Annotated in this window: 19 protein-coding genes and 1 pseudogene; 11 read left to right on the forward strand and 9 right to left on the reverse strand. The window is 67.2% G+C overall.

Annotated features, from left to right (window positions below; translation table 11 throughout):
* Nucleotides 1–119: 119 nt before the first annotated feature.
* The 3 genes from ACW7G3_RS06745 to ACW7G3_RS06755 all read right to left on the reverse strand — a co-directional run bounded on the left by ACW7G3_RS06745 (nt 120) and on the right by ACW7G3_RS06755 (nt 3,068).
* Nucleotides 120–593 (reverse strand): DUF494 family protein, encoded by a 474-nt coding sequence (locus ACW7G3_RS06745; protein WP_456976396.1) that lies wholly within the window; start codon nt 591–593, stop codon nt 120–122.
* Between the two features lie 30 nt (nt 594–623).
* The gene (gene dprA, locus ACW7G3_RS06750; RefSeq protein WP_456981905.1) at nt 624–1,775 is read right to left on the reverse strand and encodes a DNA-processing protein DprA; all 1,152 of its coding nucleotides are present in this window, start codon (nt 1,773–1,775) and stop codon (nt 624–626) included.
* Between the two features lie 114 nt (nt 1,776–1,889).
* Nucleotides 1,890–3,068: a LysM peptidoglycan-binding domain-containing protein gene (locus ACW7G3_RS06755; RefSeq protein ID WP_456976400.1), complete on the reverse strand. Its 1,179-nt coding sequence runs from the start codon at nt 3,066–3,068 to the stop codon at nt 1,890–1,892.
* A gap of 138 nt (nt 3,069–3,206) precedes the next feature.
* Between ACW7G3_RS06755 and def the strand changes: the two genes are divergently transcribed.
* The 4 genes from def to ACW7G3_RS06775 all read left to right on the forward strand — a co-directional run bounded on the left by def (nt 3,207) and on the right by ACW7G3_RS06775 (nt 7,145).
* On the forward strand, nt 3,207–3,722 hold the full coding sequence (gene def / locus ACW7G3_RS06760) for a peptide deformylase (protein ID WP_456981907.1): 516 nt from the start codon (nt 3,207–3,209) through the stop codon (nt 3,720–3,722).
* On the forward strand, nt 3,718–4,638 hold the full coding sequence (fmt, locus tag ACW7G3_RS06765) for a methionyl-tRNA formyltransferase (protein WP_456982377.1): 921 nt from the start codon (nt 3,718–3,720) through the stop codon (nt 4,636–4,638). Before def ends, fmt begins: the two co-directional genes overlap by 5 nt.
* 39 nt (nt 4,639–4,677) lie before the next feature.
* Nucleotides 4,678–5,976: a 16S rRNA (cytosine(967)-C(5))-methyltransferase RsmB gene (gene rsmB / locus ACW7G3_RS06770; RefSeq protein ID WP_456981909.1), complete on the forward strand. Its 1,299-nt coding sequence runs from the start codon at nt 4,678–4,680 to the stop codon at nt 5,974–5,976.
* 110 nt (nt 5,977–6,086) lie between these two features.
* The gene (locus tag ACW7G3_RS06775) at nt 6,087–7,145 is read left to right on the forward strand and encodes a glycosyltransferase (protein WP_456981911.1); all 1,059 of its coding nucleotides are present in this window, start codon (nt 6,087–6,089) and stop codon (nt 7,143–7,145) included.
* Nucleotides 7,146–7,151: 6 nt separating this feature from the next.
* Here ACW7G3_RS06775 and ACW7G3_RS06780 read toward each other — a convergent pair whose 3' ends face one another.
* From ACW7G3_RS06780 to ACW7G3_RS06795, 4 genes are read right to left on the reverse strand one after another with little or no spacing between them, the layout of a single operon-like run.
* The gene (locus ACW7G3_RS06780) at nt 7,152–8,180 is read right to left on the reverse strand and encodes a glycosyltransferase family 9 protein (protein ID WP_456981912.1); all 1,029 of its coding nucleotides are present in this window, start codon (nt 8,178–8,180) and stop codon (nt 7,152–7,154) included.
* Nucleotides 8,174–9,697, reverse strand: coding sequence for a PH domain-containing protein (locus ACW7G3_RS06785; protein WP_456981914.1), 1,524 nt, complete (start codon nt 9,695–9,697; stop codon nt 8,174–8,176). Before ACW7G3_RS06785 ends, ACW7G3_RS06780 begins: the two co-directional genes overlap by 7 nt.
* On the reverse strand, nt 9,681–10,211 hold the full coding sequence (locus ACW7G3_RS06790; protein ID WP_456981916.1) for a PH domain-containing protein: 531 nt from the start codon (nt 10,209–10,211) through the stop codon (nt 9,681–9,683). The genes ACW7G3_RS06785 and ACW7G3_RS06790 overlap by 17 nt, the downstream gene beginning before the upstream one ends.
* On the reverse strand, nt 10,208–11,125 hold the full coding sequence (locus ACW7G3_RS06795; RefSeq protein ID WP_456981918.1) for a lauroyl acyltransferase: 918 nt from the start codon (nt 11,123–11,125) through the stop codon (nt 10,208–10,210). Before ACW7G3_RS06795 ends, ACW7G3_RS06790 begins: the two co-directional genes overlap by 4 nt.
* 54 nt (nt 11,126–11,179) lie before the next feature.
* Here ACW7G3_RS06795 and dtd point away from each other — a divergent pair, with 54 nt between their 5' ends.
* From dtd to ACW7G3_RS06820, 5 genes and pseudogenes are all read left to right on the forward strand, one after another.
* Nucleotides 11,180–11,620 (forward strand): D-aminoacyl-tRNA deacylase, encoded by a 441-nt coding sequence (gene dtd, locus ACW7G3_RS06800; RefSeq protein ID WP_456982379.1) that lies wholly within the window; start codon nt 11,180–11,182, stop codon nt 11,618–11,620.
* Between the two features lie 111 nt (nt 11,621–11,731).
* Nucleotides 11,732–13,624: an RNA polymerase sigma factor RpoD gene (gene rpoD / locus ACW7G3_RS06805; RefSeq protein WP_456976418.1), complete on the forward strand. Its 1,893-nt coding sequence runs from the start codon at nt 11,732–11,734 to the stop codon at nt 13,622–13,624.
* A gap of 341 nt (nt 13,625–13,965) precedes the next feature.
* Complete coding sequence (locus tag ACW7G3_RS06810) at nt 13,966–14,871, forward strand: NAD(P)/FAD-dependent oxidoreductase (protein ID WP_456981919.1); 906 nt, start codon at nt 13,966–13,968, stop codon at nt 14,869–14,871.
* Nucleotides 14,872–15,878: 1,007 nt separating this feature from the next.
* Nucleotides 15,879–16,094, forward strand: a complete 216-nt coding sequence (locus ACW7G3_RS06815; RefSeq protein WP_456981920.1) for an Arm DNA-binding domain-containing protein — start codon at nt 15,879–15,881, stop codon at nt 16,092–16,094.
* A pseudogene (locus ACW7G3_RS06820) lies at nt 16,067–16,411 on the forward strand (tyrosine-type recombinase/integrase); the annotation flags it as partial. The gene ACW7G3_RS06815 and the pseudogene ACW7G3_RS06820, both read left to right, overlap by 28 nt.
* Nucleotides 16,412–16,468: 57 nt before the next feature.
* Here ACW7G3_RS06820 and ACW7G3_RS06825 read toward each other — a convergent pair.
* The gene (locus ACW7G3_RS06825) at nt 16,469–17,062 is read right to left on the reverse strand and encodes a YceI family protein (RefSeq protein WP_456981922.1); all 594 of its coding nucleotides are present in this window, start codon (nt 17,060–17,062) and stop codon (nt 16,469–16,471) included.
* A 291-nt stretch (nt 17,063–17,353) separates the two neighbouring features.
* Between ACW7G3_RS06825 and ACW7G3_RS06830 the strand changes: the two genes are divergently transcribed.
* Together ACW7G3_RS06830 and ACW7G3_RS06835 are read left to right on the forward strand one after the other, a co-directional pair.
* On the forward strand, nt 17,354–17,938 hold the full coding sequence (locus ACW7G3_RS06830) for a cytochrome b (protein ID WP_456981924.1): 585 nt from the start codon (nt 17,354–17,356) through the stop codon (nt 17,936–17,938).
* 1 nt (nt 17,939) lies between these two features.
* On the forward strand, nt 17,940–18,506 hold the full coding sequence (locus ACW7G3_RS06835; RefSeq protein ID WP_456981926.1) for a YceI family protein: 567 nt from the start codon (nt 17,940–17,942) through the stop codon (nt 18,504–18,506).
* Between the two features lie 39 nt (nt 18,507–18,545).
* Here the strand turns inward: ACW7G3_RS06835 and ACW7G3_RS06840 are convergent, their stop codons facing one another.
* The gene (locus ACW7G3_RS06840; RefSeq protein ID WP_456981927.1) at nt 18,546–19,439 is read right to left on the reverse strand and encodes a pirin family protein; all 894 of its coding nucleotides are present in this window, start codon (nt 19,437–19,439) and stop codon (nt 18,546–18,548) included.
* Nucleotides 19,440–19,457: the final 18 nt, after the last annotated feature.

Genomic DNA, 19,457 nt, shown 5'->3' on the forward strand with positions numbered 1-19,457 from the left:
TCTTGTAACAGGAATCACGCCCGAACGGGCGTGATCAAGCCAAACAGGCCCCCATTCAGGAACCCGGGGCGGGTGCGCATTATGGGCGAAAAGCGTCCGGCCGGTCAGGACCAGGCGGATCAGTGCACCGGTTCCGGCTCGTCCATGAACATCTGGGTCTCCATCCAGGCGTAGGCGGCCTCGCTGCCGGGCTGGTTGAACAGCACCATCAGCACCACCCACTTCAGGTCGTCCAGATCCACGTCATCCTGGTCCAGCGCCATGCTCTGGTGCAGCACCAGCTCGCGCTGGTCGGCATCGAGCACGCCCTGCTGTTCCAGGAACATCAGAAAGCCGCGGCCTTCCAGATCCAGCTTGTCCAGCTCCGGGCCGGCATAGACGCGCACCGGGCCACCGGCGCGGGGCGCCGCCCGGTCCGGGCGCTGTCGGGCCAGATCGTCAAGCCAGTCGAATGCCTTGTTGATCTCCGCCGGGCTGAAGCCGGCCTGCAACAGTCCCGCCTGCAGGGAATCCCGGTCGCGGAGCAGGTCCGCCTCTTCGCTGAAGTAGTGCTCGAACAGGTAGAGCAGTACGTCCAGGATGCTTTCTTTCATTGCCTCTGCCTGCGTCCGCGGACGCCTTGTTCAGGATTTGCGGGAGTACCGGCCGTGCTCGGCAACAACCAGTCCCTCCAGCTCCATGAGCGGGAGCATGGAGGACAGGCGGGTTGCCGTCAATCCGGTGCGATCAGCCAATAAATCCATACCTGTAGGGTCGTGGCCGAGCGCGTCCCACAATTTCTGGTAGTCGGGGTCGCCGGTCGGGCCGGCATCGGGGTTGCCCGGCAAGGCGGGCTGCTCCCCTGTTGTGGGGGTGTCCAGGCGTTCGCGCAAGGCCTGGCCCAGATGGGCGGCCATGGGGGCCAGCGCGCGAATCACCTCTTCGGCCGATTCCACCAGGGCCGCGCCGCTGCGGATCAGGCGATGGCAGCCGCGGGCCTTGGGGTTGTGGATGGAGCCCGGCACGGCGAATACGTCGCGTCCGGCGTCGCTGGCCAGGCGGGCGGTGATCAGCGCACCGGAGCGCATCGCCGCCTCGATCACCAGCGTGCCCAGGGCCAGTCCGGCCACGATCCGGTTGCGGCTGGGGAAGTGGCCGCTGCGGGCGGGGGTCCCTGGCGGATATTCGCTGACCACGACGCCTTCCGTGCCAATACGGTCGTACAGGGCACGGTTCGAACGCGGGTACACCTGATCTATGCCGCAGCCCAGGACCGCAACCGTGACCCCGCCCGCATCCAGCGTGGCCCGGTGCGCGGCCGAATCCACGCCCAGGGCAAGCCCGCTGACAACGGCCAGGCCGGAGCCAGCCAGGGCGCGCGAGAACGCCGCGGCGCTGTCACGCCCGCCGGCTGTCGGTGAACGGCTGCCAACCACCGCCACCGCCGGATGCCACAGCCGTGCGGGGTTGCCGATCACGAACAGCGCCAGCGGCGGGGAGGGCGCGGTGCGCAGCAGGGCGGGATAGTCGGGGTCGTGCCAGCCGATCAGATGGTGACCGGGCTGGGTCAGCCACTCCAGGCTGCGGCTGTCCTCCTGGCCGGAGGTGAGCGCGTGCATCTGCGCCTGGTCCAGGCCGCAGGCGCGCCAGCTGGCGGGGCCTGCGGCCAGCGCGGCTTCCGGGCCAGGGTAGGCCTCCAGCAGCCTGCGCCTGGGCTCCGAGGCCCCGCCTGCGCCGAGCAGGCACAGCAGCGCGGCCTGCTGCTGGGGGTCGGGAGGTGGGGATTGCGTGGTCATGGGTTGGTGGCGTCGCATCCATGCGGACCTGGCCGTCCACCCTATCGCCACATACAAAGACGGCGCCCTGGGGCGCCGTCTCGATTCATCGTAGGAATATGCCGCGGTGCCGCGTCAGTACGGGGCGTCCGGATGCTTGAGGTGATAGCCCACCTTGGTCGGCTTGATGCTGTCCATCACCAGTGCGTAGGCCACCTTGTCATAGGTGCGGAACACCATCGCATGGCCGGCGAACTCGTCCGGCAGGCGCACCTTGTTCTCGTAGAACACGGTATCCACATCGCGGTATTCACCCTTCTCCACGCGGTCCACCGTATTGGTGCCCTCGCGCCAGACGGAGAACACGGTGCCGTTGTCCACGCCTTCGCGCGCGCCGATGGAAATGGCGATCACGTCACGCGGTCCACCGCTGGTGAGCATGTCGGCCACCGCCAGCACGCGGGCACGGCCATAGTCGGCCTGCTGCGCGGGCGGATGCGGGAAGAACTGCAGGTCGTAGGGCTGGGCGTTGACCGGCACCAGCCGGTCGCCAATGCGCGTCTCGTAGCCTGCGTCATCCAGCAGCAGGGTGGAGACCTGGATGCCGCCGACTTCGCCGCGGGTCACGGTGCCCGCGCCAACGCGCATCATCTCGTAGCCCAGCACTTCCTTGCCCTTGTCAGGGGTGACCACGTTGGTCCAGAACTGGCGGCTGTCCATGATCCGGCGACCGCGGAAATCCAGGTCGTCGGTATGGAACAGGTCGCAGCACAGGCCGCTGCGCTGCAGGTGGTGGTAGCGAACGGTCGGGCGCACCACGGTGAAGCGGTCGCCGGGGTTGGCGGCCAGTCCACGCACGTAGGCCACCTGACCCTCGGCCACGCGCAGGCGGTCTTCTTCCATCCCCACTACATGGGGCAGGTGCTCGAAGCCGTCGACCACCTGCAGGTCCTTGAGGAACGGCTCGATATCCGACAGCGCGATCGCGTTGATCGGTGCGGCATCAAGGCGCGGACCCGGCTGTACCTGGGCCCCGGTCACCCGGTCCAGGTAGGCCAGGCTGATCACGTCGCCCGGATAGATCAGGTGCGGATTCTGGATCTGCGGGTTGGCCTGCCAGATTTCCGGCCACAGCCATGGCCGGTCGAGGAACCGACCCGCGATATCCCACAATGTGTCGCCACGGACCACCACATAGGTGTCCGGATGGTCTCCGCGCACTCCTTGTGCGGCGGCGAATGTTGCGACGGTGAGCAACGCTGCGGCACAAGCCGTGCGAAGCCCTCCGGAAAGGCACTTAAAGATGCCGGCCATCTACTTGCTCCCCTTGGAGATTTCCCCTTGCAGCCAAGCCACTATGCCTACAAGGCCGGGATCCGCGCAAGTGTGGCGGGCGTTACAATGCCCCCTGAACTCCACGTTGTGATCCAGGCCCCCCTTTCCCCTCCTGCCATGTCCCTTCTGTCCATCATTGAATACCCGAATCCACGCCTGCGCGTGGTCGCCGACCCGGTGGATGCCGGCCGCATTGCCGACCCCGCGTTCCAGCGCCTGCTCGATGACATGCTCGAGACCATGTACGAGGCCCCGGGTATCGGCCTGGCCGCGACGCAGATCGACATCATGGAGCGGTTCACCGTTATCGATGTCACCGAGGAGCACGAGCAGCCGTTGGTGTTGATCAACCCGGTCATCCGCGAGCGCTCCGCGGAGCTGCGCGTCCATCAGGAGGGCTGTCTGTCGATTCCCGGCGTGTTCGCCGATGTCGCCCGCGCCGACGGCCTGGAGGTGGAAGCGCTGGGTCGGGACGGCAAGCCATTCGTGCTGCGTGCCGACGGCCTGCTGGCTACCTGCATCCAGCATGAGATCGACCATTTGGACGGCAAGCTTTTCATTGACCATCTGTCGGCGCTCAAGCGCTCGATCGCCATCCGCAAACTGGAAAAGCTGAGGAGAAGCAGCGATTAGGATCGTCTTTGCCGGAACCCCGGAATTTGCCGTCCCCTCGCTGCGCGCAGCCGCCGCAGGTGGTGAGCTGGTGGGCGTCTATACCCAGCCCGACCGGCGCTCCGGCCGTGGTCGCCAGGTGGCGTTTTCAGCAGTCAAGATCGAGGCGCTGGCGCGCGGGGTCGAGGTGTACCAGCCCGCTACGCTGCGCTCTGAAGAAGCGCAGGAGCAGCTGCGTGCGCTCAAGCCGGACCTGCTGGTGGTGGTGGCCTACGGCCTGATCCTGCCGCGTGCGGTGCTGGAAATCCCGCACTTCGGCTGCTGGAACGTGCATGCCTCGCTGCTGCCGCGGTGGCGCGGCGCTGCGCCGATCCAGCGCGCGATCGAGGCCGGCGATGCGGAGACCGGCGTGTGCCTGATGTGGATGGCCGAAGGGCTGGATACCGGCCCCGTGCTGCTGTCGCAGTCCACACCAATCGGGGCGGAGGAAACTGCCGGCGAGCTGCATGACCGGCTGGCGGCGCTTGGCGCACAGGTAGTGTCCGATGGCCTGGGATTGCTGCGCGTCGGGATCCGTCCGGTACCGCGGCCGCAGCCGGAGGAGGGCGTGACCTACGCCCACAAACTGGAAAAGGCCGAGGCCAGGCTGGACTGGTCGCAGCCGGCCACGGTGCTGGCCAACCGCGTGCGCGCGTTCCATCCCTGGCCGGTGGCCGAGGCGGAGCTGGCGGGTGAGCGGGTGAGGATCCATGCCGCGCAGGCGCTGGAGAGTGGCCACGACGCGACCCCGGGCACGGTACTGGCCGCATCGCGCGAAGGCATCGACCTGGCCTGTGGCGAAGGTGCCCTGCGCATCACCCGCCTGCAGCGTCCCGGCGGCAAGCCCATCGCTGCCGCCGATTACCTCAACGCCCGCCGCGATCTGGTGACCCCTTAAGTGCGTGCCGCGCGCCCGGAGCGGCCCTGGAATGGTGCGATGAAACGACCGGCTGGAACCGAAACCCGCGTCGCCGCGGCGCGCATCCTGGATGCGGTGCTGCATCGCGGCCGCTCCCTGCGTGTGGAACTCGCCGCCACGCTGCCCCAGCTCGCCGACCCGCGTGATCGCGCCCTGGTGGAGGCGATCTGTTTCGCCGCCCTGCGCAACCGCTCGCGCTACGACGCCGCGCTGGCGGCCTGGATGCCGCGGCCGTTGCCCGCCCGCGACCGTCCTTTAAGGGCCCTGATCCACGCGGGCTTTGCCCAGCTCGATCCGCTTGTCCTGCCGGCACATGCCGCGTTGGCTGCGACGGTGGAAGCCGTGCGCGCGCTGGGGCGCCCGCGCCAGGCCGGGCTGGTGAATGCCCTGCTGCGCCGCGCACAGCGCGAAGGCCTGCCCCCTGCCGATCCGGCCGGACTGTGGCCCGACTGGCTGCTCGCCCACCTGAAGTCGGACTGGCCGCAGGATCTGGACGCGATCCTTGCCGCCAGCGCCGAACCCGCGCCGATGTGGCTGCGGGTCAACCGCCGCCAGGGCGGACGGGATGAGTATCTGCAGCGCCTGGCCGAAGCCGGGATAGAAGCGCAGACGGCCGAGGCGCTGCCTGATGGCCTGCGCCTGCCGCGGTCGCTGCCGGTTGCCGCGCTGCCCGGTTTCATTGACGGCGCCGTGTCCGTGCAGGACGGCTCCGCCCAGCTGGTGGCCGAAGCGCTGGCACCGGCGCGCGGCGCGCGGGTGCTGGACGCCTGCTCAGCGCCCGGCGGCAAGGCTGCGCATCTGCTCGAACTTGACCCCGACCTGCGCATGCTGGCGCTGGATGTGGATCCCGCACGGCTGACCCGCGTGGAGCAGACCCTGCAGCGCCTGGGTCTTGCCGGCCAGACCGAACTGAAGGCGGCCGATGCCGCCGTCCCGGCCAGCTGGTGGGACGGCAAACCGTTCGACGCGATCCTGCTGGATGCGCCGTGCTCGGCAACCGGCATCGTGCGGCGCCAGCCCGATGTGCCCCTGCACCGGCGCGAATCCGATCTCGAAGCCCTGCAGAAAACGCAGGCCGGGCTGCTGGACGCGCTGTGGCCGCTGCTGCGCCCGGGCGGGATCCTGGTCTATGCCACGTGCTCTATCCTGCGGGCGGAAAACGCCACCCAGGTGGAGGCTTTCCTCGCCCGCACCGCCGACGCCACCGCCGAGCCGTTGGATGCCCGCTTCGGCCGCGCCGACGGGCCGGGCCGGCAGAGGCTGCCCGGTGAAGACGGGATGGACGGCTTCTTCTTCGCCCGGTTGCGACGCGGCTGACTCCCGGACCGCTGCGCGGGCCATCACGCTGTGGCAATCTCCGGGAAGCAACTATCCACCTTCACGGAAGACCGACGGTAGTCCGCCGTCCAGCCCGGTGAATTCCGCCCATGCGCATCGTCCATGTGTTGCTGACTTCCCGCTTTGCCGGCACCGAGCGTCACGTGCTGGAGCTCACCGCCGAACAGGCGGCCAACGGGCATGAGGTGACCTTGATCCTGAGACTTAAGGCTGCGCGCAAGCGCGCCAATGCCATCGCACACCGCGTGGATCCGCGCGTGCGGGTGGTGCTGGTACATGACTTCCTGGCCCGCTGGCCGGCGGTAGCGCATGCGCGGGCGAAGGTGCGTGCGCTGGCTCCGGACATTGCCCATGCCCACCTGGGCTCCGCCTCACGTGCTCTGCGCGGACTGCGCGGATTTCCCCGCGTGGCCACCCTGCACATCGATTTTGATCGCGAATGTCACGCCCACCTGGATGGGGTGGTCGCCATCGCGCCGTGGCAGCTGGAAAATCTTCCCGAACCCCTGCGTGCGCGGAGCGTACAGATCGACAACTGGGTGCAGCCCCGACATGTGGAACAGGGAGCGCGCGAACGGCTGCGGGCCTCGATGGGCGTGGCCCCCGATGACTTCCTGTTCGGCAGCGTGGGGCGGATGGAGCACTGCAAGGGCATGGACGTATTGCTGGAGGCCTTCAGCCAGGCCAACTTGCCCAAGGCGCGGCTTGCGCTGGTGGGGGGAGGAAAGCAGTGGCAAGCGCTGCGCGCCAGGGCGCCGGCATCGGTGGCCATGCCCGGTTTCGTCGAACGGCCCGAAGACTGGCTGGCCGCGTTTGATTGCTTTGTCAGCGCCGCGCGCAGCGAGCCGTTCGGCCTGGCGCTGCTGGAAGCGATGCAGGCGGGGCTGCCCGTGGTCAGTACCGCGAGCGGCGGGGCCCGGCATCTGGCTTCACGCATTGGTACGGAGCTCGTGCTGCCGGATGATGCCGCGGCCCTGGCTGCCGCGCTGGCACGGGTGCCGTTGCATCCCGGCCAGCGCCGGCAATACCGGCTTGATGACCTGCGGGTAGGGCAGAAGGCGGCCAAGCTGGAGGCGTTCTATCACGCCGCACGCCAGCGGCTGGGGCTGGCGGAGCCGGAACCCGTGGCAGTACGGGCGACGGCGTAGATCCGCCTAGGGCAGCGCTCGCCAGGCGTCGATGACCTCGGCGACGGTGATGTCTGCCACCCGGGCGCGGCCTTCCGGCTCGCCACCCAGCGTGATCACCGGGCCGGGTCCGATCGGCCGCCACAGCGACGGCGGGGCAGCGCCGAACAGCACTATCAGCGGGCAGCCCAGGGCTGCGGCGGCGTGGGCGGGACCGGTATCCACCGAGACCATGCTGTGGGCCTGCTCAAGCAGGGCGAACAGGCGTGGGATCGGCAGATCGTTGGCCAGGTTGCGGATGCGGGGATCATTCCCGGCGGCCTGGCGGATGTCTTCCAGCACCTCGTGTTCGGCCGGAGAGCCGCACAGCACCACCCGCGCCTGCGGCTGGTCCTCGAGCACCGCGGCAGCCACGGCGGCCCAATGTTCGGCCGGCCAGTGCTTGGGATGGTCGGCGGTCATGCGCTTGCCGCGCTTGTGGGTGCGCTTGTTGCCCGGCTGGAACAGAACCAGCGGGCCTTCCAGGTCATTCGCTTGCCGCCATTGCGCCAATTCGGTCCGATTGGCTTCCGGCACCACCAGCTTTGGCAGGCGGAACGGGGCCGGGTCGACTTCCCTGGTTGCGTAGCGATGCGCCGGATCGCGCATGCCGAACGCCAGCCAGCGATCCGGCCACAGCATCGGCGTGGCCAGCTCTTCAGGCGTGCGTTGGATGAGGTCGTCCGGGTGCACGCCACCGCGCTCGATCAGCCGCCGCATCTCGGGGTCCGGATCGCACAGGTACACCGGGCCGCGGCCGCGACTGCGCAGCCAGCGCACCAGTTCCCACTGGCTCGGGCACAGCAGGTAGGGGGTCTTGCGGCTGGTCACTATCTGCAGGTGGCCAAGCTCGGGCGCGTGCGCGAGTACCGGCGGGGTCCAGCCGCCGGAGCTGATCACGTCCACGCGGCTGTCGTGGCGCGCTGCCACCAGCCGCATCAGGGTGGTCAGCATCACCATGTCGCCGAGCGCGCCGCAGCGCACGATCAGGGGTGGGGCGTGGGTCGGGTTCACCATCGCAGTGGCCTCCGCGCCACTTCAGGTCCGAGTTGTTGCAGCAGGGCGTGGGCCTGGGCTTCGGGCAGGTAGCGGATCCGCAGCGGCGGCGACAGGGCGCCGGCACCGGCCGTGTCCAGCCACAGCGAGGCCATGCCCAGGCGCCGGTCCAGCGGCCCCTGGCGCAGCTGCAGCGCCTGCAGCTTGCCGATCTCGGCGAACCGCCAGTGGCGCGACCACCAGCCTTCGCGCACGGCCACCAGTTCATCGTCCAGGCAGTAGCCGGCGCGACGCGCATGCTGGCGGGCGACGAACACGCTCCATGGAATCCACGCGAGCGCCAGCAGGCCCCAGGCGCCAAACCGCCAGCACAGCGCGCCGCAGGCGGCCAGCGCGAATACGGTGCCGCCCAGCGCCAGGCGCAGCCAGGCCCGGTGGTGCAGGGGTTGCCACTGCTGCGGCGGCCACTGCAGCTGCGGCACCAGGTGGCGGACCAGGGCATCGCAACGTTCACTGGTGGCGACGGGGGCCAGTTCGTTGAGGCCGCGCTCTTCGTTGCCGCGCTGGATCACCGCGGTGTCGATGCGCAGGCTGCGGCGTCGGAACAATCGATGGGTAACGGTTTCCACCAGCGTCCAGGCCTGGATCCGCCGTCGCGGCACGCTGTTGCGCCGCCGGGTCAGCAGGCCGCGCCCGACGGTCAGCCGGCGGCCGTGTTCTTCCAGGCGGAAATCGTGGTACTGCACCAGCGCCAGCACCACCGACAGCGCCCGCAGGGCGATGAGTGCGGCCAGGCCGATCATCACCGCGCCGATGACCATGCCGGTCCATCCGGGCACAAGGCTGCCGGCATGGCCGAAGGCCTCGCGTGCCAGGCGCGCCATGGACTCGGCGGTATCGTCATCGGGCAGGAACTGCCACGCCACCGCCATCGCGCCGGCGACCACCACCATGCCGCGGTTGGAGATCAGGCCCAGGCGCACCACCTCGGCGGTGGACAGGGCCAGCAGGGTGTCTCCCTGCTGCGCCTGCTCCGCGTTTTCCGCAGTGGAAACAGCCTCGCCGCGGCGGCGGATCAGGCGTTCCAGCGCCAGGGCCTGGTCCAGCTGCAGCACCTGCATCACCGCTTCCGGCTTGTCGCCGCTGGCCGATTCCAGCCGCACTTCGGCCACCTGGAACACCCGGTGCAGCAGGGTCTGGTGCACGGCCACGTCATGGATACGGCTGAAGGGGATCTGGCGCAGGCTGCGTTCCAGCAGGCCGCTGCGCACGAACAGGCTGTCCTCGCCGATCCGGTAGCGCCAGGTGAAGTAGCGCCAGACGGCGGCGGTCACCAGCACCACGGCGGCCACGCCCGCGGCCATCAGCTGCCAGCTGTCCTCGCCGCGCCCGCCGAAGATCAGCAGGGCCAGCAGCGGGACCATGAACTGCTTGATGTTGCCCACCAGCACGAACAGCCACGAGGCCGGGTGCAGGCGCCGCTCCTCCTGGGTGGGCAGCGTGGTCGCTCCCGCGGCCGGCTCAGGCGTCGTCGTCATCGTTTTCGACCCGGCGGGCGAGGTGGTCGCGCAGGCGCTCGGCGTCGTCCGCGTCCAGTCCCGGCACGGCCACGGCGTGCTGGCGGGTGCCGGCGGTATGGACCAGCAGGGTTGACAGGCGGAAGCGCCGCTCCAGCGGGCCGCGGCGGATATCCAGATGCTGCACCCGCGAGGAGGGCACGCGGGTTTCACTGCGCCACATGCGTCCCCGGCGCAGGGCAAAGCCGTCCTCGTCCAGCAGCCACCAGGTGTAGCGGTAGCGGCGCAAACCGGTCCACGCGCCGAGTGCGATCAATGCCAGCCAAACCAACGCGGTTGTCACCACGAAAGGCGGCCGCTGCGTGGAGACCAGGATCCCGTTGGCGATGCCCAGCGCGACCAGCGTGGGCACGCCGATGCCCAGCGCCCCGGACAGCATGAATAATGGCCGCGCCCGGCGTGGCAGCGGCTGCCAGTCGCCGCCCGCGTCCGCTTCGCGCGGGCCGGGAAGGCCCAGGTCGTCCAACTCGATCATGTGCGGTCCCGCTCGTAGGGGTTGGGCTCGTTGCTGCCGGCCGGGCGCCAGCGCCAGCGCTTGTAGGTCCACTGGTACTGGGCGGGATCGCGCCGGGCGATGCGCTCGACCGCGGCGTTGAGCGCGGTGGTGGCCACCTGCGGGTCGGGATCGGCGATGGCCGCGGGCGCCGCCTCGATCCGCAGGGCGAACTCCGGTCCGGGGCCGATCCGCTCGCAATAGGCAAACAGCACCGTGGCCCCGGTGCGCGAGGCCAGCCGGCCGAGCAGGGTCATGGTCAGCGCGGCCATGCCGAAGAACGGCGCGTATTCGCCTTCCCCGGCCTTGGGCTGCTGGTCGGGGAGGATCCCGGTGACGCCGCCGGCGCGCAGCAGCTTGAGCAGGTGGCGCACGGCGGCGGGGCCATCTGCGCGGATCTGGGTCACCTGAGCACCCGCGTCGGCGCGGACCCGGCGCAGGAAGGCTTCTCCCACTTCCGCCTCGGGCGGACGGTAGAGCACCGAGATCGGGGTGCGCGATGCCAGCCACTGGTTCAGCAGCTCCCAGTTGCCGTAGTGCGGCGCGGCCACGATCAGGCCTTTGCCTGATGCCAGCGCGGCGTCGAACAGTTCCAACCCCTGGGTCTGGCGGATCAGGGCCAGGTTCCCGGCGTGGGGACGGGTCCAGAAGCGCAGTGTTTCCAGGAACTGGCGCGCGGTGGTGCGCAGGATCGCGCGGTGCCATTCGTCGCGCTCGGAGGCCAGCATCTGCGGATAGGCGATCTGCAGGTTGACCCGGGCCACATGGCTTTCGCGCGTGTCCAGACGCTGCGCCAGCGCGGCCAGGGCGTCGCCAAGCCGGTACAGCAGCGACCACGGCAGGCGCCCGAGGGCGGTGGCAAACAGGTACAGCAGGGCGGAAGCGAAACGGGCCATCGGCCAAGTCTATACAGCGGTAAGATGCTGCGCTTCCTTCCGCCCGCTCCCGCCATGCTTGCCCTGATCCAGCGCGTCACCCATGCCAGCGTCAGCGTCGACGGCCAGACCGTCGGAGCGATCGGGCCCGGGCTGTTGGCCCTGGTGGGGATTGAACCGGGCGATGGTGATCCCCAGATAGAGCGCATGACCACCCGGTTGCTGGGCTACCGGGTGTTCGCTGACGAAGCCGGGCGGATGAACCGCTCGCTGGCCGATACCGGTGGCGGATTGCTGCTGGTGAGCCAGTTCACCCTGGCGGCCGATACCCGTTCGGGCATGCGTCCGGGCTTCAGCACAGCCGCTCCACCCGAAGAAGCTGAACGTATTTTCGACCGTCTGGTAGCCTGCAGCCGGGAAAAACACCCCCTAGGGGTGGAAATCGGCCGCTTCGGGTCCCATATGGTGGTAAGCCTGGCCAACGACGGCCCGGTAACGTTCCTGCTTCGCGCCTGAACAAGGCGGACAATCGCCCCGTACGCCGCCCGGATTCCGCAGGAAACCGACGTGGCTGGTATAATTACGGGTTCCGTTTTTTTCCATTCTCAATATTGGTAGCACTCCCCTATGGCCATCGACCGTCAGGCGCCACAGTCCGACATTAAAAAGCTCATCAGCAAAGGTCTGGAGCAGGGCTACCTGACCTACGCCGAGGTCAACGACCACCTGCCCGACGATCTGGTTGATCCGGAGCAGCTGGAAGACATCATCGGCATGATCAACGGCATGGGGATCGAGGTCCACGAGACCGCTCCCGATGCCGAGACGCTGCTGCTTGCCGGCGAATCCGGTGGCAACCGCGATGTCGACGACACCGCCGCCGAAGAAGCTGCTGCCACTCTAACCGCGCTGGACGCCGAAGGCGGCCGCACCACCGACCCCGTGCGCATGTACATGCGTGAGATGGGCACGGTGGAGCTGCTGACCCGCGAGGGCGAGATCGAGATCGCCAAGCGCATCGAGGAAGGCCTGAACGAGATGCTGGCCTCGCTGGGCACCTTCCCATCGACGGTCCAGCAGCTGCTGGAAGACTACGAGCTGCACACGGAAGGCAAGAAGCGCCTGCCCGAAATCATTGCCGGCTTCAACGACTACGTGCTCGAGGAACTGGCTGCCGAGGCCGAGGCGGCCGCCGAGGAAGAGGCGGAAGAAGCGGGCGTGGTCGAGGACGCCACCGCGGAAGGTGACGACGACGCGGAGGTCGAGGCCGAGGACGAGGAGGAGGAGAAGGAAGCCGCTCCCACCGGGCCCGATCCCGAAGAGATCGCGCGCTGCATCGGTGAGCTGGCGGATTTCTACGCCAAGTTCGAGCGTGCCCACGCCAAGCACGGTTCCGAGCACGCGTCGGTGATCAAGCTGCGTGAGGAAATGGCCGCGGCGTTCGTGATCTTCAAGCTGCCGCTGCCGTTCGTCGACGTGCTGGTCAAACGCCTGCGCGAGGCCGCCAACGGCGTGCGCAGCCATGAGCGCCAGGTGCTGCACCTGACCACCCGCGTGGCAAAGATGCCGCGCCGTGACTTCCTGCGCGTGTGGGACGGCAACCAGACCAACCTGGACTGGGTGGACGAGATGCTCAAGCGCAAGCAGAAGTGGGCATCCGGACTGCGCGAGGTGAGGGATCAGGTCATCGCCGAGCAGGAGTCGATGATCGCGCTCGAGAAGGAAATACGCGTCACCCTGCCGGAGCTGAAGGAAATCAACCGCACCATGGCCTATGGCGAGGCCAAGGCCAGCAAGGCGAAGAAGGAGATGGTGGAGGCCAACCTGCGCCTGGTCATCTCGATCGCCAAGAAATACACCAACCGCGGGCTGCAGTTCCTGGACCTGATCCAGGAGGGCAACATCGGCCTGATGAAGGCGGTGGACAAGTTCGAGTACCGCCGCGGCTTCAAGTTCTCGACCTATGCCACGTGGTGGATCCGCCAGGCGATCACCCGTTCGATCGCCGACCAGGCGCGCACCATCCGTATCCCGGTGCACATGATCGAGACCATAAACAAACTGAACCGCATTTCCCGCCAGATGCTCCAGCAGTACGGCCGCGAGGCCACGCCGGAGGAGCTGGCCAAGGAAATGGAGATGCCCGAGGACAAGGTTCGCAAGGTGATGAAGATCGCCAAGGAACCGATTTCCATGGAGACCCCGATCGGCGACGACGAGGACTCGCACCTGGGCGATTTCATCGAGGACACCAACGTGGAGTCGCCGATGGACAACACCACCAACATCAACCTGTCCGAGACCGTGCATGAGGTGCTGGCCGGGCTGACGCCGCGTGAAGCCAAGGTGCTGCGCATGCGCTTCGGCATCGACATGAACACCGACCACACGCTGGAAGAGGTCGGCAAGCAGTTCGATGTCACCCGCGAGCGCATCCGCCAGATCGAGGCCAAGGCGCTGCGCAAGCTGCGTCACCCGAGCCGCTCGGAGCAGCTGCGGAGCTTCCTGGATATCGACTGACGCCAGGTGCCACTGCAATACTTTTTGGAAGCCCGCCTTGTGCGGGCTTCTTTTTTGTTCGCCCCCGGGAAGTTCGATGGAAGCCCTGCTTCTTCGTGTTGCCTCGCGGTGATCTGACGGACCCCGCCGCGGCCGGCAGGCCTTTTCGGTCCATGTCCCCCGGCATCCGCCTGCGGCGGATGCCTCCTCCTTTACTTCCCCGAAAAGGCCTGCCGGCCACGGCGGGGCTCGGCTTGCGGACAGGGAGCTTCCCGGCGGCACGGCTCACCCCACCGCGCTCTGCACATCCCGCCCATGGACTTCCTGCAATGCTCTGGCCGCTACCAGGGCAGGAGGTCGACATGGCGGAACGGGTGGACGTGGCAATCATCGGCGGCGGGCCAGCGGGACTGACCGCGGCCACGTACCTGCGCCGGTTCCTGCGCAGCGTGGTGGTGCTGGACGCCGGCGACAGCCGCGCCCGCTACATTCCCGAGAGCCACAATTGCCCGGGTTTCCCGCAGGGAGTGGCCGGCACCGAGCTGCTGCAGCGCATGCGCGAGCAGGCGGAAGGAGTGGGTGCGAAGATCGTGCGGGCGCGGGCGGATGGCCTGCAGCGGACGGAAGGCGGATACACCGTGCTGGCCGGCGATGAAGGCTGGCAGGCGAAGAAGGTGATCCTTGCCACGGGACTGGCCGATCGCCTGCCCGCGGGCGATTGGGCGGAAGAGGCGATTGCCAGCGGCGCCCTGCGTCTGTGCGCCGTTTGCGACGCCTACGAGGCCCGCGACTCCCGTATTGGGATATACGGCCCGGCCAGGACGCTGCCCGGCCATGCCCGCTTCCTGCGCGGGTACGCGCGACGGGTGGTGTTGCTGCCGGAGGACGGCGAACTGGATCCGAAATCCGCCGCAGAAATGCAGGAGCTTGGCGTGGAGGTGTTCGCGCCCGGAGGCAGGCTGGCCTACGACGGCAGCCGCTGCATCTGGCACGCCGCGGACGGCACCGCGACAGCCTTCGACACCGTCTATCCCTATCTCGGCTATGAGGGCCGCAACGCGCTGGTCGCGGACTGGGGCCTGCAGGCCGGTGAGGAAGGCGAGCTCCAGGTGGACAGCCACCAGCAGACCAGCCGCCCCGGTCTCTATGCCATTGGCGATGTGGTCAGTGGCCTCAACCAGATTGCCGTGGCCGTGGGCCAGGCGGCGGTGGCTGCAACCCATGCCCACAACGCGCTGCCGTTCGTGCCGCGTAGCGGACGTGATTGACACACAAATTTCCTTCGTAGGTCAGTCCGATAACGCCAAGGACGGAAAGTGTTCCTCAGCGTGGCAGTTCGCACACAGCAAGATGCACTTGGTCAGTTCGGCGCGAATATCGGCTTCGCTTCGATTGGAGTGCGCGCGTAGATCCAAATTGAAACTCTTGGTGTGGGGGTCGAGGTGGTGCCAGGTGAGTGCAGCGATGTTCCTGCGATATCCACACCGAGTGCAGCTGCCGCCCGCCTCCGTGATCATCTGCAATTTTCTCTTGAAACCGCGCGCCTGCTGACTGGCATAGTTCTGGTGTCGAATATTCGTATCGGCGTTCTTGCACCTCCGCGAACAGAATCGCCGCTGACGCCCGCCAAGGGGACTTTTACAGGTAACGCATGCCTTGCTGGATTCCATCAAATGATCATAATCTGAATTGCGAGTGCGGATGTATGGGTAGAATTGGACGACAACGGGCCTATAGCTCAATGGTTAGAGCAGAGGACTCATCGGAAGGTGACCCCGGTACCGTAAGGGCCGGTGGAAAAACGGGATGAATTCAGGGGAACCTCAGCGGCGGCAGCGATGCCGGACGGTGGCAACCCTGAGCCAAGCCGGTGGTACACCGCCGGAAGGTGCAGAGACTACCTGAGGGCTTGAGTGCCCTTGATAACAGGCTGGAGCGTCCCGCACCCCACCAGCGACGGCTGAGGGTGATGAGATAGTCCGCGCCGGGCGGAAACGCCCGGGAAAGCGAATCCTTTGGTTCCAGGTTCGAATCCTGGTGGGCCCACCAATTAACAGTCCAATGACATCTCGATAAGTGCAGAAAACCCCGCAACGGCCGGGGTTTTTTCTTGTCTGTAGTCCGGTAGCGTCCGGGGGCATCGTTTGCAATCCGGGGGCATATGGGGGCATGGCTGGGGCAAATCGCCCCGATGCCCCCAGAGAGGATGCCCCCATGCGCTTGACTGACGTAGCAATCCGCAAGGCAAGGCCTGCTGCCAGGCCGCAGCGCTTGTTTGACGGATCTGGAAGTCGCCCCGTCAGGCGGCAAGCTATGGCGATGGAAATACCGCTATGAAGGCAAGGAAAAGCGGCTGGCGCTGGGGGCGTATCCGGAAGTCGAGTTGGCCGAAGCCCGCGAGCGCCACGCGGAAGCCCGCAAGCTGCTGGCGATACGGGCAAAGAGGCTTTTCGTCGGTTCCAGGGAACCCCGCCAGTCGAAGCGGCGCTGAAATTTGCCCCGCTGGTGTTTGTGCGACCGGGGGAACTGCGGACGGCGCGCTGGGCTGATATCGACCTGGACGCGGGGGAATGGCGCTTTGCTGCGAGCAAGACCGGGCAGGCGCACATTGTCCCGCTTGCATCGCAGGCGGTGGCAATCCTGCGCGACCTGCAACCGTTGACCGGGCGGGGGGAATACGTTTTCCCAAGCGTCAGGGGCAAGGGTCGCCCCATGTCCGAAAACACCATTAACGCGGCGCTTCGGCGGATGGGCTTTGACTCCGACACCATGACCGGGCACGGCTTCCGCGCGATGGCCCGGACGGTTACGCAAAAAGCCGCGGCGCCCGTCCAGGCTGCCGCGGCTTGGCAACTGCTGAATTGCTCAGCTGTCTTCTGTCGGCACGGAGGCTTCGGTGGTGATGCGCAGTTGCACTTCATCGCTGACGTGCGGCGCAAACAGGCCAAGGTCGAAGTCGGTGCGCCTGATGGTCGCCACCGCATCAAATCCGGCGGTGGGCTGGTTGTTCATCGGGTTCTCGCCGATGGTGTTGATGCTGGCGTCGAGCACCACGGAACGTGTGATGCCCTTGATGGTCAAATCGCCGGTGATCGCCAGCTTGCCGTCACCGGCAGAGCGCACAGAGGTGCTTTTGAAGGTGGCCTGCGGGTAGTTGTCCGCGTCGAAGAAGTCGGCGCTGCGCAGGTGCTCATCAAAAGCCGCCACGTGGGAAGAGAGGCCGGCGAGGGGAAGGACAACCTCGACGCGGGAGGCGGCGACATTGTCCGGGTCATAGGTGATCGTGCCGTCCACTTGGCCGAAGTGGGCGATTGGGTTGGAGAATCCGAAGTGGTTCCACTGGGCCACCACGTCGGTGTGGGTCGGGTCGATCTTGTAGGTCACCGGAGTGGCGACTGCATAGACCGAGGAGAGGAGAAGGGCGGCGGCGAGGATGCCGCAGGAAATACGCTGGTTCATGGGTGCTCCGGGGGGCTGTGTGATTGAGGGCGTCAGCCGGACGGTCCGGCTGCTGGCCACACACCCAATGATATTGTCCCGGTTTTGCCTGAAAAGGCCTCAGTTTGAACATCACTGTCTACATTTTGGCGACAGTTGTCGTACCTGATTGCGCTCCATCGGGAAAGACCTTAGCCCTGATTGGATCCATATTGGAAACAATGATGTTGGTGTAATGCGGTTTATCTCCGTGCTGTCGGCAATGACAATGGTTCCGTCGCGGTTCGCCGCATTCATTTGAACGGAGGCCTCATGTCATTGCGAAATTCGGAACACCGCTGGGGATTTGTCAGCCAGCTGATGCACTGGGGCATCCTGGTGCTGCTGGTTTGGCTGGCTTGGCTGGGCCTGACCATGGTGGACATGGAGCCGAGCCCGGCAATGATTGAAGCCTATGCGCTGCACAAGTCGCTGGGGCTCACCCTGCTCGTACTGGTGGCGACGCGCCTGGCTTGGCGATTGTTCGCCGGGAGCCCCAAGGTCTTGTCGGGGACACCGGTTTGGCAGGCGCGTGTCGCCGACGTGACCCACATCGCGCTGTACGTGCTGATGTTCGCCATACCGCTGAGCGGCTGGCTCTTCAACTCGGCCTCCGGCTATCCGCTGCAGTGGTTCAAGCTGTTCAACCTGCCGGCCATTGCAGGCCGCGACATGGAACTGGCCGAGCTGGCCAAGCAGGTGCACGTGGCCGGTTTCTGGCTGCTCCTGCTGCTGGTTGCTGCCCACGCCGGCGCCGCCCTGTATCACCACTTCATCCAGCGAGACGACACCCTGCGGCGGATGCTGCCGCGGTCGGTGCGCGCGCCTGGAACTACCCAACACACCCTGGAGAACTGACATGACCTTCAATATCCGCACCTGGATCCTGCCCCTCTCGATGGCCGCCGCAATGGCCGCCGCCCCGTCCGTCTCGGCCGCTGACTACGTCCAGGCGGGCGGCGCGCTCACCTTCGCCAGCGAGTACCAGGGCGAGACCTTCGTCGGCAGCTTTCCCGGCTTCCGCACCACCATGAGTTTCGATCCGGCCCGCCCACAGGACGCCAGGCTTGACGTGACCATCCCGCTGGCCGGTGCCAGCACCGACAACGCCGATCGCGACAGCACGCTGCAGGGCAGCGCGTTCTTCAACGTGGCCCGGTTTGCCCAGGCGCGCTACACGGCCGAAGGCTTCAGCCACCTGGGTGGTGACAACTACAGCGCCGACGGCGTGCTGGAGCTGCGCGGAGTGAAGAAGCCGGTGACGCTCGAATTCACCCTGACTTCCGGTGACAGGCCCGCGCTTGCCGGCCGGGCCAGGATCAGCCGCCTGGCCTTCGATGTCGGCGGCGGCACCTGGGCCGACCTGTCGATCATCCCGGACGAGGTGGCCGTGTCCACCCGGGTGAGGTTCGCCCCGGCGCCGTAAGCGCAGGAGCAGGCAAGGCGTGGCCCGCTGGAATCCCTGTCAGGACATGGGTTCCGGGGCCGCGCCGAACTTTGCCGGTAGCGGAATGAACTCCTCATGGTCCATGTCGGGCAGCTTCATCCGCCCGGCGGCCCAGTCGGCCCGAGCCTGCTCGATCCGCTCCTTCGACGAGGACACAAAGTTCCAGTCGATGTAGCGTGGGCCCACCGGCTCGCCGCCCAGGGCCATCACCACCGCGTCGCTCAGTGCGGTGATGTCGGCAGTCTTGCCGGGCGCCAGCACTGCCATGCTGCCCACCTCCACGCGCTGGCCAGACACTTCGACCTCGCCTCTGGCCACGTAGACCGCGCGCTCGGCGTATTCCGGCGGCAACGAAGTCCGCGTGCCGGCCCGCAGCTGCCAGTGCACGTAGAACTGCGGCGAGTCGACCTTCACCGGCGACTCCACGCCGGCCAGGCGCCCGGCGATCAGGCGACCGACGACGCCATCGCCGTTGAATACCGGCAGCGCATCGCTGGCGTAGTGCCAGAAGCCAGGATCCATCTCTTCGCGCTCATTGGGCAGCGCTACCCAGGCCTGGATGCCGTCCATCGGGCCGCCGTTCGCGCGCAGCTCTTCAAACCGCTCGGAGTGGGTGATGCCGCTGCCCGCGGTCATCCAGTTGACCTCGCCCGGCCGGATCGGCTGCTCGGAGCCGACGCTGTCACGATGCATGATCTCGCCATCGAACAGGTAGGTGATCGTTGACAGGCCGATATGCGGATGCGGGCGCACATCGGCTTCACGCGGCAGGCCCCGCTCGATCTCCTTGGGACCCATGCGATCGAAGAAAATGTAAGGCCCGATCATGCGGCGTTTGGCGAATGGCAGCACGCGGCCGACTTCGAAGGCGCCCAGGTCGCGGCGGCGCTGCTGGATGATGAGTTCAATCATGGTGAAGCCTCCTGTCAG

The sequence above is a fragment of the Luteimonas sp. A478 genome (assembly GCF_054052025.1).

What these genes read in the sequence shown, in the direction of transcription:
- ACW7G3_RS06745 (WP_456976396.1), bottom strand. Translation starts at nt 593, where the DNA reads ATGAAAGAAAGCATCCTGGACGTACTGCTCTACCTGTTCGAGCACTAC.
- dprA (WP_456981905.1), bottom strand. Translation starts at nt 1,775, where the DNA reads ATGACCACGCAATCCCCACCTCCCGACCCCCAGCAGCAGGCCGCGCTG.
- ACW7G3_RS06755 (WP_456976400.1), bottom strand. Translation starts at nt 3,068, where the DNA reads ATGGCCGGCATCTTTAAGTGCCTTTCCGGAGGGCTTCGCACGGCTTGT.
- def (WP_456981907.1), top strand. Translation starts at nt 3,207, where the DNA reads ATGTCCCTTCTGTCCATCATTGAATACCCGAATCCACGCCTGCGCGTG.
- rsmB (WP_456981909.1), top strand. Translation starts at nt 4,678, where the DNA reads ATGAAACGACCGGCTGGAACCGAAACCCGCGTCGCCGCGGCGCGCATC.
- ACW7G3_RS06775 (WP_456981911.1), top strand. Translation starts at nt 6,087, where the DNA reads ATGCGCATCGTCCATGTGTTGCTGACTTCCCGCTTTGCCGGCACCGAG.
- ACW7G3_RS06780 (WP_456981912.1), bottom strand. Translation starts at nt 8,180, where the DNA reads ATGGTGAACCCGACCCACGCCCCACCCCTGATCGTGCGCTGCGGCGCG.
- ACW7G3_RS06785 (WP_456981914.1), bottom strand. Translation starts at nt 9,697, where the DNA reads ATGACGACGACGCCTGAGCCGGCCGCGGGAGCGACCACGCTGCCCACC.
- ACW7G3_RS06790 (WP_456981916.1), bottom strand. Translation starts at nt 10,211, where the DNA reads ATGATCGAGTTGGACGACCTGGGCCTTCCCGGCCCGCGCGAAGCGGAC.
- ACW7G3_RS06795 (WP_456981918.1), bottom strand. Translation starts at nt 11,125, where the DNA reads ATGGCCCGTTTCGCTTCCGCCCTGCTGTACCTGTTTGCCACCGCCCTC.
- dtd (WP_456982379.1), top strand. Translation starts at nt 11,180, where the DNA reads ATGCTTGCCCTGATCCAGCGCGTCACCCATGCCAGCGTCAGCGTCGAC.
- rpoD (WP_456976418.1), top strand. Translation starts at nt 11,732, where the DNA reads ATGGCCATCGACCGTCAGGCGCCACAGTCCGACATTAAAAAGCTCATC.
- ACW7G3_RS06810 (WP_456981919.1), top strand. Translation starts at nt 13,966, where the DNA reads ATGGCGGAACGGGTGGACGTGGCAATCATCGGCGGCGGGCCAGCGGGA.
- ACW7G3_RS06825 (WP_456981922.1), bottom strand. Translation starts at nt 17,062, where the DNA reads ATGAACCAGCGTATTTCCTGCGGCATCCTCGCCGCCGCCCTTCTCCTC.
- ACW7G3_RS06830 (WP_456981924.1), top strand. Translation starts at nt 17,354, where the DNA reads ATGTCATTGCGAAATTCGGAACACCGCTGGGGATTTGTCAGCCAGCTG.
- ACW7G3_RS06835 (WP_456981926.1), top strand. Translation starts at nt 17,940, where the DNA reads ATGACCTTCAATATCCGCACCTGGATCCTGCCCCTCTCGATGGCCGCC.
- ACW7G3_RS06840 (WP_456981927.1), bottom strand. Translation starts at nt 19,439, where the DNA reads ATGATTGAACTCATCATCCAGCAGCGCCGCCGCGACCTGGGCGCCTTC.